Below are 13,423 nucleotides of genomic sequence, written 5' to 3'. Positions count from 1 at the left end.
ACAAATTATAGAAGTTTTAGAATTGGCTAAGAATATTTTATTGGCCCAGATAAATCAAACTCAAGAAGCATTGGTTAAAGAGAGGGAGTGATCTTAAATGATTGATTGGTTTGCTGATTTAGTAGTTTATAACTGGTTTGGTCTTAGTAAAGTAACACGATGGGGAGAGTCAGTTCATTTCTTTGTTTATGATACTATTAAGATTTTACTTTTATTAACTGTAATGATCTTCTTTATTTCAATTATTCGGAGTTTCTTTCCTCCTGAGAAGACTAAAAAATTGTTAAGTCACAGAAGAAAGTATGTTGGTAATACTTTAGCTGCATTATTAGGAATAGTAACACCGTTTTGTTCTTGTTCTTCAGTGCCAATTTTTATTGGTTTTATTGAATCAGGTGTTCCATTAGGCATTACTTTTTCTTTTTTAATTACGTCACCTATTGTAAACGAAGTAGCACTAGTTATGTTATATTCATTATTTGGCTGGAAGATTGGAACCTTATATTTAATTAGTGGTTTAGTAGTTGGTATCGTAGGTGGGATAATAATTGGTAGTCTAGGCTTAGAGGATGAGGTTGAAGAATATGTTTACCAAATTCAGATGGATGAAGATGAAGTAGAGGAGAAGACTTGGCAGGATAGAATTAAGTATGCTAAGGGAGAAGTAAAGGAGATTGTTGGTCGTGTCTGGAAGTATGTAATAATTGGAATTGCAATTGGAGCTTTAATTCATGGTTATGCACCAGCAAGTTTGTTAGCTAAATATGCAGGAGAAGGGAATCCGCTTTCGGTTATTGTTGCAGTTTTATTAGGTATCCCGCTTTATTCAAATGCGGTAGGAACTATTCCTATTGCTCAAGCTTTAATTAATAAAGGAGTAGGTCTAGGAACTGCTTTAAGTTTTATGATGGCTACTGTAGCATTGTCTTTTCCTGAGATGGTTATTTTAAGAAAGGTGATTAAGCCTAAGTTGATTGGTATTTTTATTGCTGTGGTGGGAACAGCTATTATAGGTGTTGGTTATTTATTTGATTTTGTAAGTCTATACTTTAATATAGCGCTTTAAAAGCAATTGACAATGGCCAATGAACAAGTTACAATTAAAGATTAAAAACCTATAATCATTTAATTCATAAAGGTTTTTAGGGGTTCTAATTGTCAATTGTTAATTATAAATTGTAAATTAGTAAAAAGGAGAGTGTTAATCATGAAAATTACTGTTTATGGGCCAGGATGCAAAAATTGTGTTAGTTTAGCTGATAATGCAAAAGAGGCTGTGGAGGAGTTAGGAATTGATGCTAAGGTAGAGAAGGTTGAGGACATGGCTGAAATTGCTAAGGCTGGGGTAATGAGTACTCCGGGATTAGCTATTGATGGTAAGGTTAAGATTAAGGGTAGAGTACCTAGTAAGGATGAGATTAAGAAATTACTTAAGTAAGTTTAAAAAGGAGGGAGGTTGGCCCCTCCTTTAATTAGTTTCTTTATTAAGTGATTTAAATCTAGTTATTCGGATGCAGTTTCTAATGCCTGGTCATAAGTAACTCTATCCTCAAATTCTTCTAACTTGCCTTTATTCCAGTTCTCTGTAGGAGTAATGAACCCGACGACGCGGGAGTATGTCTGGCATCTAGTTCTTTCTTCATTATTACTACTCACTCAAAACACCTCCTTTCAAAGATTAATTTCTAATAAATACTCTTTCAACATATTTAGATAGTATACTTTTAAACTCCTTTAGTTTTGCAGGAGGAAACTCTTTTATTTTAAGCAATTCAGAATCTAGAGTATTTTTAGGTCTAAAATTCTGGATATAATGGCGTTTACTACCATTGATTAACTTTCCAATTTTATCAATAGTTTTAGCATCATGAAGTGTAGGAACAACAGTAGTACGGAATTCATAGTTTATAGTTGATTTTTTTATTAATTCGATGCTTTTAGATATAGATTTTTCAAATCCTGATTTACCTATAATTGGTTCATTTTTAGCAAAAGGAGCTTTAATATCCATAGCAATATAATCAAGTAACTCTTGGTTAATTAATTTAGCAAGCAAGTTAGGATTACTCCCATTGGTATCTAACTTAACTTTTAAATCATTACTGTTAATCTTTTTTATAAAATCGATTAATCCTTGTTGTAAGGTTGGTTCTCCCCCTGTAATGACAATCCCATCAATTAACTCTTTTCTATGGTCTATAAAGTGCCATAATTGATCTAAGGGTATAAAGTCTTGCTCATCTTTAGCAGAAGGAATTAAACTAGGATTATGGCAATAAGGACACTTCATATTACAGCCTTGGGTAAAGATAATACTAGCAATTTTTTCTGGATAATCAATTAAAGTTGTCTTTTGTAGACCTGCTACTTTCATATTATCAGTCCTTTATTCTTCCTGATAACCTATTTCAGCATCACACTTAGGGCAGTATTCATGTTCTCCAGCTAAATAGCCATGTTTTGGACAAATACTGAAAGTAGGTGTGATAGAGTAATAAGGTAGTTCAAAGTTATCAGCTAATCTTTTAACTAACTTTTTAGTACTGGCTACTGATGGCATTCTTTCTCCTAAGAAGCCGTGGAGTACAGTATTATGAATAAATACCATAGTGTTGTTTCCAGCTAAATAATTATGATTATTTTTAGTAGTTAAATCATAAAATTGATTGTCTTCAATATCTACTTTAGTTGTTGCAGTTACTCTTACTACAGGTAACTGTCTTAATTTTCTGTTTGATAAATCATCTTTGATATATTTTTTATCATTCACAATTGTTAATTTATCTTTTAACATTGTCATTTGATAAGCAGGAATTGTAATTCTAAAACCATCTACTTCATTTTCTCTGTTAGTTGGTTTATCTTCTTGGGCTACCATGATTCCGGCTTGACTACAGATTTCTACTAGATCATTTGCTAGATTCTCGGAAACTGTATAATACTCACCATTACCATATCGTTTATTAATATGACCATCGCTATCTAATAAACCTGATAATAAACTATAAATATTTTGAGCATTAAGTTCTGATTTAACTTCAGAAGTTATTTTGACATCATAAGTTTTTTCTCCAGCTGAAAAACCATAATTAAAGAAGAAGTCTATTACATCTTGTTTAGAAGTTATTAGATGATACAATTTATTACTTCGTTTATCATTCTGGATTACATTAATATCAGCATTAAAGTTTTCATTAATAATTTTTTTAGCTTTAACAAGATTTTGTTTATTAGCATCAAATAATCTAAGTTTATATTTGGTTAAATTATTTCCGCCTCGATTATCTTTAAACTGACTGATGCATCCATCACCGATAAAGTAACCAATTAACCACATTAAATCTTGGTCTAAGTTAGTTTCTTGCTCAGGATATAAATTATCACTATTTTGTAAGATATAATCCCCTTCTTTTAATTCATCAGCTCTTTTTTCTACTACCTGATATTTATTCAACTTATTGTATTTTTCTCTGCATTTTGATGAATATTTCATATGTCCTGCAAAACCTCTTACTCCGGCTACTTCCTTATCACAAATAGGACATTTTTTATCAACAGGAATTTTTTCTAAAACAAAGAATGGATGCCAATCACTAGTAGTTATATCTAATCCTTTTTCCCCTTTAACTCTAATTTTATCATTATGTGTCACATCAATTGACATTGCATCTGTAATTAGATCCCATTCCGCTTCTTTTTTATCAGGGTTATAGCTTAATGCCTTAATTGGTTTTAGATCTTCATAGTTATTAACGATATTTTCAATTTTCATTGAACCTTTATCAGTTAAAACTTTATTTCCTTTTTCAATACAGCCCCCATTATAACGTTTCTGTAATGGATCCTGTAATTGGAAAGCCTCGAAGATATCAGTTGTATGACCAACAGGAAGCTGAGTAGAGTTAGTATAGTATGGATCAGCATCCTCATTTCTAACTCGTTCTTGATTAGCACAGATAATATCAGCACCAAACTTTTGCTTATCTAAGTTAGCAAAGCGATAAGAAGTTCCTTCGGCTGGAGTAGCTTCTAAGTTATAGATATTACCTGTCTCTTCTTGGTAATCGACTAGTCTTTCTCGCATTGCTTCCATGACTTCTATGGCAAATTGTCTACCTTCTTCACTAGCTATATCTTGGCCCATAAAGTTAAGTAGAGCTTCATTCATCCCATTAAGTCCAATTGTATTAAAGTGATTTTTCCAGTATTCATCAAAGCGCTCTTTAATTCCTCGTAGATAAAATTTACTATAAGGATACAGACCATTGTCAGTTAATCTTTCTAGTACTTTACGTTTAATTTCTAGACTTTCTTGCGCTATATCCATTAGTTCATAAACTCGCTTAATAAATTCTTCTTTATCTTCTGCTAAGTAACCAATTCGTGGCATATTAATTGTTACTACCCCAATCGATCCGGTCATAGGATTAGAGCCAAATAGAGCACCACCACGTTTACGCAGTTCTTTGTTTGATAGCCGCAATCTGCAACACATACTTCTTACATCTTCGGGATTTACATCAGAATTTACCATATTAGAATTATGAGTTATAATTCCATTAGATAAAGTAAATAAATGACTATTACTATTTACAGTTATATCTACAGATTTAAGAGTATTGTTAATAAGTTTTAAATTTGATATGTCTACTTTATTTTTATATTTATTAAATTCAGCAGTGAATAGGTAGATACCGTTACCATTTTCTTTTATTCTAAACATTTCCTTATCATAATATTGTCTGTGATCATTTCCAAACATTTCAAATGATTGTTCTTTAGTAATTATTTTATCACCTAGAACTGTTTGTTTTTTCTTATTCTTTTGTAATCTATTATTTTTTCTATTTATTCTAAATCCTATTTTTTCTTTGAATAAATTAATATTTTTAGAGCCATGTATATTAATTTTTCCATATTTATCATCTGTATCTTTGTAAGAAGCTACAATTCCTAAAAACATTAATAACTCTAATACTTGTTGTAATAATTTGTGATTTTTTAATACTAAAGATATATTAGGATTTCCATTATTATTTATAGTAATAGACCCATCAGTATCAAATAGTCCTCTTAATAAAGCTGATATTTCAGCATCACTTCTATGATATACAATAGAAGGTATTTCTTTTTCACTACCTATACCAAATTTTAAGCCAAGATGTTGTAAATATGATTTTAACATTGCTGAATTAACATTTGCCTCTAAGCATGTGTCGCTATTACCAGCTTGACAAATTTTTGTATCAAGTCCAAATTTATATTTTATAGTTTCAGAAAAGAAATTTATAATTTCATCATCATTACTAGTTAATCTTATAGAATTTTTATTTTTAGGTAAATAGCCATCTCCTAATAATTCTCCTATTATTTCAAAAATATCCGTATCTAATTCTTTAGGAATATCAATTTCTTTTAAGGTTGTTTGATATCTATTTTTTGGATAATTAAAATCTGATAATGATTTCATTTCTCTAACTGTAGGTTTTAAATAATAAAATTCTTGTATATTTTCTTTGTTTATATTCTCAAATGTTATTTTATTATCATTTTTATCATAAATATCAAAGTATGATTGGTTTTTATATGATAACTTAAAACCATTTTCAAATACTAATTCTGTTTTGTGTTCATACAACTTATCATTTAATGATAGGTCAATAGCTTTTTTAAGACCATTATTAGTTGGAAATTTGTGATTTTTAGAAGATTTTATTGTATTATTATTTTTTGTTTCTATCTTAATATATTCAGAATGTTCATTTTTAAAGTAATTAGTAACTTCATAAAATTTATTGTCTTCTCCTAAAACTTTATCTGTATCTATATTTAAATCTTTAACTTTCTTAATACCATTATTTGTAATTATATTAGTATCTTCATCTAAACAGAAATACGGGATGCCATACTTGGCTGTCATTTCCCAAACAGGCTCTAGCACTTCATTATCCCAATTAAAATCATCCGTTATATTATAAGTAGGAATTGGGAATGAGAAGACTCTCCCTTTTTTATCCCCTTCTAGCATCACTTCAGCAAAGGCTTTGTTGAACATATCTAACTCTACTTCGAATTCACCATAAGTTTCATCTTGATATTCGCCACCAATGATTACTGGTTCATCTTTCATCATCTGTGGTACATTTAAATCCATAGTAATATTTGTAAATGGAGTTTGAAATCCAACTCTAGTAGGTACATTTAAATTATAAATAAATTCTTGCATGCCTTGTTTAACTTCTTCATAACTTAAATCATCATAGTGGATAAAAGGAGCTAAGTAGGTATCAAAGTTAGATAGAGCTTGTGCACCTGCTGCTTCTCCTTGTAAAGTATAAAAGAAGTTAACAGTCTGTAACAGAGCAGTTCTAAAGTGTTTAGGAGGATTACTTTCTACTTTAGTTGAAACTCCTCCAAAACCATTTAATAATAAATCTTTAAGATTCCAACCACAACAATAAACAGCTAAGTTACCTAAATCATGAATATGTAAGGAACCAGATTTATGTTCTGTTCTAATTTCTTGAGGATAAATTTCTTGTAACCAGTATTGAGCAGTTACTTCAGAGGAGATATGATTATTTAATCCTTGTAGGGAATATCCCATGTTACTATTTTCATTAACTTTCCAATCACTACGATCTAAATAACTATCAATTGCATTAATAGCATCACTAAATAATTCTTCTGTATGTCTTAATCTAGCGTGTTGTTCTCGATAAAGAATATATGATTTGGCTATTTCAGCTTCCCCTTTTTCAATCAAGCTTTTTTCTACTAAGTCTTGAATTTGTTCTACAGTAGGGATGCTGTTACTTTTGGCGATTATTTTAAGATAAGATAAAACTTCTTCAGTTACTTCTTGAGCAATTTGTTTATTATCTCTATCTACAGCTTTCATTGCTTTTAGAATTGCTGTTTCAATTTTTTCCTTTTCAAATGGAACTTTTCTATCATCTCTTTTTTTGATATAATTAATTTTCATAGAAGACCTCCTTTGATTATTCAGACATTCAATATTGTATACTAGTTATGCCCGAGTGTCAACTATATATGGTATGTGTTAAAAATGAACAATACTATATATAGTGGTTATGCAAGTGTATAGTTTTTTATACTAAGTTAAGCTATTATTTTCATCATTACTTAATTATTACTATTTTCTTTTGTTTGCGAATTAAAAAAAAGAGTGATACAATTAACTTGTATAATATATTTGTTAAATAACTAAAATTTTAAGAAATTAATTTTAAAATAGGGAAGGTAGGCTAAATTAATGTTTAAGAGAAAGAGGCTTTTAGGACTTAGCTTGATTTTGGTGATGTTATTTGCTGCAGGAACAGTGGGCTTTTTCTTTCATAAAGCTCAAGCTAATGCAGATGTGAGTTTGTCTCAAAGTCAGACTCAGCAATTAAATCCTATCCAAAAGTTATTCTTAGTTTTAGATGTAGTTAAAAGAAGTTATGTAGAAAAACCAGATAATGATAAGTTATTAACTGGTGCTATTAATGGTATGCTAAAATCTTTAGATGACCCTTATACAGTTTATTTATCAGCTCAAGAATATAAAGAAATGAAGCAGGGTTTCTCTGGTGAGTACAGTGGAATTGGAATTGTAATAACAATGAAGAATAATCAGTTAACAATTATATCTCCAATTAAAGGAACCCCAGGAGATAAGTCAGGTTTGCAAGCTGGGGATCTGATAATGACTGTTAATGGTAAGGCAACTAAAGAAATGACTATGACAGAAGCTGTAAAGTTAATGAAAGGGCCTGCGGGAACTAAAGTACAATTGGGAATTAAACGTAAATTAGAGAATGATAAAGATAAGAAACAACCTAAATTTAAGGAGTTTAAGGTAGATATTACTAGAGCAGAAGTAGAAGTTCCATTTGTAACTTCTAAACTAAAAAAAGACCACATAGGTTATATTAGAATTAGTCAATTTATTCAAGGTGCTGGTCAAAAGGTTGCTACTAGAATAGATAAGCTACATAAGCAAGGAGCTAAGGCTTTTATTCTGGATCTAAGAAATAATCCGGGGGGATTATTACAGGAAGCAGCTAACGTATCTAGTAATTTCCTTAATCAGGGACCAGTTGTAACAATTAAAGGGCGTAACGGTCAAAAACAAACTATAGGATTATCTGATCAGATTAATAATATAGATGCTCCATTAGTAGTACTGGTTAATGGTGGAAGTGCTAGTGCTTCTGAGATTGTAACAGGAGCAGTTCAGGATTATAATCGTGGAGTAGTAATTGGAGAACAGACATTTGGTAAAGGGGTTGTGCAAAGTGTTGTACCATTACCAGATGGATCGGCTATAAAACTAACTACCGCTCGATATTATACTCCAGATGGCCGCTATATTCATCATAAAGGGATTAAACCAGATATTACAATAGAACAGAATCTAAAAACTAAAGTAGATGAGCAATTACAAAGAGCAATTAAAGTATTACAGCAAAAACTAAAATAGAGAGGAATTAGGCTGATGAAGTCTAAAAAAATAGGAATTTTATTAATCTGTATCTTATTGAGTATGGTCTTACTTTCTTGTAGTAAAGAAAGTGAAGAAACAATGAGTAATAAGAATAACCATAAATTAATTAAGGTTAATTATAAAGGGGTAGTAGCTAATCTTGAAGAACAGTTAAAAAAGAGTTTATCTCAATTAGGGTTAGCTAGGGCAGATTCTTTAGAGCACAAAAGAAAAGCTAAAAAGAAGCAGGTAACTGATTATTTATTTACTTGGGATTATAACTATCATAAGTTTGAAGTTCCTTTGTTTGGCCCTCATGGTAAATTGCTATCTGATTATAAAGAAGAGATTATAGCTAAGTTCAAAGATGATTTTCCGATTGTAAAGGCTAACTGGAGAATTAAAGAGCAGGAACGAATTTTAACTCTTGAACTGGGGTTCTTGGCCCAGAGTGACTTAGAATTACTGACACACAAGGTAACATTTGTGCAACAACCTCCTGCTGCTAAAATGGCTATTGTTATTGATGATTTAGGTTTTAATCGAAAGGGAACAGAGGAAATATTAAAGATTAAACGACCGTTGACATTTGCTGTTTTACCACATCGTCCGTTTTCTAAAGTTGATGCTAAATTAGTCAAGGAGGCGGGCCAAGAATTGATTCTTCATCAACCATTGGAACCTTTAAACCCTAAAGTAAATCCAGGGGCAGGAGCAATAAATAGTACAATGACGAATAAAGAAATAAAGAGTGTATTAAAGGGTAATTTAGCTAATTTACCTCAATTACAAGGGATTAATAACCATATGGGATCTAAGGCAACGGCTAATCCCCGAGTGATGAAAGCAATAATTGAAGTACTAAAGAAAAAAGGATTGTACTATGTAGATAGTAGTACAGCTCATAATTCAGTGGGTTTTGAGGTAGCCCAAAAAAACAATTTACCAACGGCAGCTAATTATTTATTTATTGATAATATTGATAAAAAGAAAGAAATTAAAGAGATGTTATTAACTTTAGGTAAAATAGCATTGAAAGAAAAAGAAATGGTAGTAATTGGGCATGTAAGGGAGAATACTGCTTTGGCCATCAAAGAGGTAATTCCTAAATTAGAGAAAATGGGAGTTAAGCTAGTATTTGCATCCCAGTTAGTACAATGATTTAAAGCACCTATGTGGGTGCTTTTTCTTTATATTTTACTTTTAAATAAAACTTGTAGTTTAATTACAAACTAGTAGATAGAGGAGGTAAAAGAATGCCACAGTTTGAATTAGTATCACCATATACCCCCCAAGGAGACCAACCTAAAGCTATTAAAGACTTGGCAACTGGTATTCAAGAAGGCCTGAAAGAGCAGACTCTATTAGGAGTGACAGGCTCAGGAAAGACCTTTTCAATAGCTAATGTAATTGAAAAGGTACAAAAGCCGACATTAGTTATTGCACATAATAAAACTTTAGCAGCTCAGTTGTGTAGTGAATTTAAAGAATTTTTTCCTAATAATAGAGTAGGATATTTTGTCAGTTATTATGATTATTATCAACCAGAGGCTTATGTACCACAAAGTGATACTTATATAGAAAAAGATGCTTCTATTAATGATGAAGTGGACAAGTTAAGATTGGCTGCTACAAGTGATTTATTTGAACGAGATGATGTAATTATTGTAGCTAGTGTTTCTTGTATTTATGGCTTAGGTAATCCAACAGATTACTTGGATTTAACTTGTTATTTAAAAGAGGGATTAATTAAGGAAAGAGATGAAATAATTAGAGAGTTAGTTAATATTCAGTATGAACGGAATGATATTGATTTTGACAGAGGTAGTTTTAGAGTCAGAGGAGATACTATAGAGATCATTCCTGCTTATCAAGATAAGGTTTATAGGGTAGAGTTATTTGGAGATGAGATAGAGCGTATTAGGCAGGTTGATTCAGTAACAGGAGAAGTTTTAGGACAATTAAATGAAATTACCATTTATCCAGCTAGTCACTTTGTTAAACCGCAGGATAAAGTTAATCGAGCTCTAAAAGAGATTAAAGCTGAGTTAGAAGTAAGGTTAAAAGAGCTTGAAGATGAAGGTAAATTAGTAGAAGCTCAACGATTAAAAGAAAGAACTAAATATGATATGGAGATGATGGAAGAAGTGGGTACTTGTTCAGGGATTGAGAACTATTCAAGACATTTAGAGAATAGACCAGCTGGTTCAAGACCACAAACATTATTAGATTACTTTCCTGATGATTTTTTATTGGTAGTAGATGAATCCCATAAAACTATTCCTCAAATTGGAGGAATGTATGCTGGTGATCGTTCTAGAAAAGAGAGATTAGTTGAGCATGGTTTTAGACTTCCTTCTGCTTTAGATAATCGTCCGTTAAAGTTTGCTGAATTTGAAAAATTAGTTAAGCAAGCTGTTTATATTTCTGCGACCCCTGGAGATTATGAATTAGACCGGAGTCAACAAGTAGTAGAGCAGATTGTTCGCCCAACAGGTTTAGTCGATCCTCAAATAGCTGTTAGACCAATTAAAGCTCAAATTGATGATTTATTATCTGAAATTCAGCATGTAATTGCAAATGATGAACGTGTATTAATTACCACTTTGACTAAGAATATGGCTGAAGATTTAACTGATTACTTAGCTAATGCTGGAATTAAAGTTAGCTATCTACATTCAGATATAGATACTATTGAACGATTAGAGATTATTAGAGACCTAAGACTTGGAAAGTTTGATGTATTAGTAGGAATTAATTTATTGCGAGAGGGACTTGATATACCAGAAGTATCATTAGTAGCTATTTTAGATGCTGATAAAGAAGGATTTTTAAGATCTAGGACTTCTTTAATTCAGACAGTTGGACGAGCTGCTCGAAATGTGAATGGAAAGGTAATTATGTATGCTGATAAGATGACTGATTCTATGAAAGAAGCAATTGATGAGACAGAAAGGAGGAGGGAACTACAGGTAGAATTTAATCAAGAGCATGATATTACTCCAGAAACAATTAGAAAAGAAGTACGTGATGTTTTAAGACCAGTTGATATGGTAGCTGAATCAGCGGCTGATTATAATATATCTAACGAAGAAACCAACCAGATGTCAACTGAAGAACTAGAAGATAAAATTGCTGAATTAGAAATAGAAATGAAGGAAGCAGCAGAAGAGTTACAGTTTGAAAAGGCTGCAGAACTACGAGATAAAATTGAAGAATTAAAGAAATAGAATTAATTTAGATATTATCCTCCCTGTGATAAAGCTCACAGAAGTTACAAGTAAAAGATGGTACTATTTTAGTAGACTAAGAGAGAAGTTAATTAGAAATTCAAATATAAATTAGGAGGAGCGATTAGAATGGCTAAACGAGAGATTATTAGGATTGATGAAGATAAGTGTAATGGATGTGGTGAATGTATTGTAGGATGTCACGAGGGAGCACTACAGATTGTAGATGGAGTAGCTAAATTAGTGAATGAAGAGTTTTGTGATGGCTTTGGTGATTGTATTGGCGAATGTCCTACAGGAGCTTTAACTATTGAAGAACGAGAGGCTAAAGAATTTGATTTAGAAGCTACTAAGGATCATGTAGAGAAAGTAAGAGGTGAGGAGGCTGTAGAAGAAATGATGAAAGCTCAAGCAGAACATGCAGATGAAGATAAGAAAGAGAGTCATGGCCATGGACATACAGATGGTTGTCCAGGAAGTAGAATGAGAATGATGAATAAAGATAATACTAAATCATCTGGAGAGGAAGTAGAGGTTGAATCTCAATTAGAGCAATGGCCAATTCAAATACACTTACTACCACCTACAGCCCCTTACTTTAAGAATGCTGATTTATTAATAACAGCAGATTGTGTACCAGCAGCGTATGGTAATTATCATCAAAAGATGCTTAAAGGAAAGGCAGTAGCTATGGGTTGTCCTAAATTAGATGATGCCCAAGCTTATGTTGATAAATTAACAGCAATTATTAGGGAGAATAATTTAAATAGTATAACTGTAGCACGGATGGAGGTTCCTTGTTGTGGAGGATTAGTTAGAATTGCTGAGCAAGCTATTCAAGGAGCTAATTCGGAATTAGTGTTAGAAGTAGAAACTGTAGGAATTAATGGTAAACTTAAATAATAATTAAATAAAAGAAAGCCCTCAGGTTTAAACCTGAGGGCTTTACTTATATAAGTTACTTAATGAAAGTAGGAGTTTCAGATTTATTTTTGGCACCAGCAATTAATTCTTATATAAAAATTGATATTAATCATAAAATTTTACATCTACGGTATAACAATGTATTTTTTATTAATCATGGTTGAAATATAATCATGATTATGGTAATATAAATAGTGAAAGATATTACAAACAATCAAACTGGAGGTGCAATTATGTTAGAAAATAAGAAGGTAGTGATTATTGGTGACCGTGATGGTATTCCAGGTCCTGCCATTCAAGAGTGTATTGAAACAACAAGCGCTGAAGTAGTATTTAGTTCCACAGAATGCTTTGTGTGAACGGCTGCAGGCGCTATGGATCTGGAAAATCAAAAGAGAGTTAAGGAGATTGCCGAGGAGCATGGTGAAGAAAATGTAGTAGTTGTTTTAGGTGGAGCAGAGGCAGAAGCTTCTGGCTTAGCTGCTGAAACAGTTACTAATGGCGATCCAACTTTTGCAGGTCCATTAGCAGGAGTCCAGTTAGGACTCAGAGTATTTCATATTTTAGAACCTGAAGTTAAGGAAGAAATTGATGAAGATGTATATGAGGAACAGATAAGTATGATGGAAATGGTATTAGAGGTAGATGATATTGTTGATGAGGTTGCCTTATATAGAGGTAAGTACTGTCAATTTGAATAATTAGTCCACGGGGGGTGGCTTATGTCTGCTACCCTAAGGACTAAAATAAATTTATTTAACTTGTGCTAAAATTCACAATA

10 protein-coding genes are annotated in these 13,423 nt (G+C 31.7%); 7 read left to right on the top strand and 3 right to left on the bottom strand.

Annotated features, from left to right (window positions below):
* The first annotated feature begins 97 nt into the window (after nt 1-97).
* Nucleotides 98-1,066 carry a permease gene (locus HALHA_RS10800; RefSeq protein ID WP_015327801.1) on the top strand — a complete coding sequence of 323 codons (969 nt, stop codon included), beginning with the start codon at nt 98-100 and terminating at the stop codon, nt 1,064-1,066.
* A 141-nt stretch (nt 1,067-1,207) separates the two neighbouring features.
* Entirely contained in the window at nt 1,208-1,438 is a 231-nt protein-coding gene (locus tag HALHA_RS10795; protein WP_015327800.1) for a thioredoxin family protein, read from the top strand.
* A 65-nt stretch (nt 1,439-1,503) separates the two neighbouring features.
* Here the strand turns inward: HALHA_RS10795 and nrdD (HALHA_RS13525) are convergent, their stop codons facing one another.
* From nrdD (HALHA_RS13525) to nrdD (HALHA_RS13355), 3 genes are read right to left on the bottom strand one after another with little or no spacing between them, the layout of a single operon-like run.
* Complete coding sequence (nrdD, locus tag HALHA_RS13525; protein ID WP_041607832.1) at nt 1,504-1,656, bottom strand: anaerobic ribonucleoside-triphosphate reductase; 153 nt, start codon at nt 1,654-1,656, stop codon at nt 1,504-1,506.
* A gap of 22 nt (nt 1,657-1,678) precedes the next feature.
* Complete coding sequence (locus HALHA_RS10785; protein WP_015327799.1) at nt 1,679-2,374, bottom strand: anaerobic ribonucleoside-triphosphate reductase activating protein; 696 nt, start codon at nt 2,372-2,374, stop codon at nt 1,679-1,681.
* Between the two features lie 12 nt (nt 2,375-2,386).
* A complete protein-coding gene (gene nrdD, locus HALHA_RS13355) occupies nt 2,387-6,985 on the bottom strand; it encodes an anaerobic ribonucleoside-triphosphate reductase (RefSeq protein ID WP_015327798.1) in 4,599 nt (1,532 codons plus the stop codon).
* Between the two features lie 291 nt (nt 6,986-7,276).
* Between nrdD (HALHA_RS13355) and HALHA_RS10775 the strand changes: the two genes are divergently transcribed.
* The 5 genes from HALHA_RS10775 (at nt 7,277) to grdA (ending at nt 13,343) form a co-directional block, all read left to right on the top strand.
* The gene (locus HALHA_RS10775) at nt 7,277-8,485 is read left to right on the top strand and encodes a S41 family peptidase (RefSeq protein ID WP_015327797.1); all 1,209 of its coding nucleotides are present in this window, start codon (nt 7,277-7,279) and stop codon (nt 8,483-8,485) included.
* 15 nt (nt 8,486-8,500) lie between these two features.
* Complete coding sequence (locus HALHA_RS10770; protein WP_015327796.1) at nt 8,501-9,649, top strand: divergent polysaccharide deacetylase family protein; 1,149 nt, start codon at nt 8,501-8,503, stop codon at nt 9,647-9,649.
* Nucleotides 9,650-9,744: 95 nt separating this feature from the next.
* Nucleotides 9,745-11,718, top strand: coding sequence for an excinuclease ABC subunit UvrB (gene uvrB / locus HALHA_RS10765; RefSeq protein ID WP_015327795.1), 1,974 nt, complete (start codon nt 9,745-9,747; stop codon nt 11,716-11,718).
* A gap of 129 nt (nt 11,719-11,847) precedes the next feature.
* Nucleotides 11,848-12,621 (top strand): ATP-binding protein, encoded by a 774-nt coding sequence (locus HALHA_RS10760; RefSeq protein ID WP_015327794.1) that lies wholly within the window; start codon nt 11,848-11,850, stop codon nt 12,619-12,621.
* Between the two features lie 254 nt (nt 12,622-12,875).
* The gene (grdA, locus tag HALHA_RS10755; protein WP_083882261.1) at nt 12,876-13,343 is read left to right on the top strand and encodes a glycine/sarcosine/betaine reductase complex selenoprotein A; all 468 of its coding nucleotides are present in this window, start codon (nt 12,876-12,878) and stop codon (nt 13,341-13,343) included.
* Nucleotides 13,344-13,423 lie beyond the last annotated feature (80 nt).

Source organism: Halobacteroides halobius DSM 5150 (assembly GCF_000328625.1).
In the GTDB taxonomy this organism is placed as follows: domain Bacteria; phylum Bacillota; class Halanaerobiia; order Halobacteroidales; family Halobacteroidaceae; genus Halobacteroides; species Halobacteroides halobius.
This window is presented reverse-complemented; position numbering and strand designations above follow the sequence as displayed.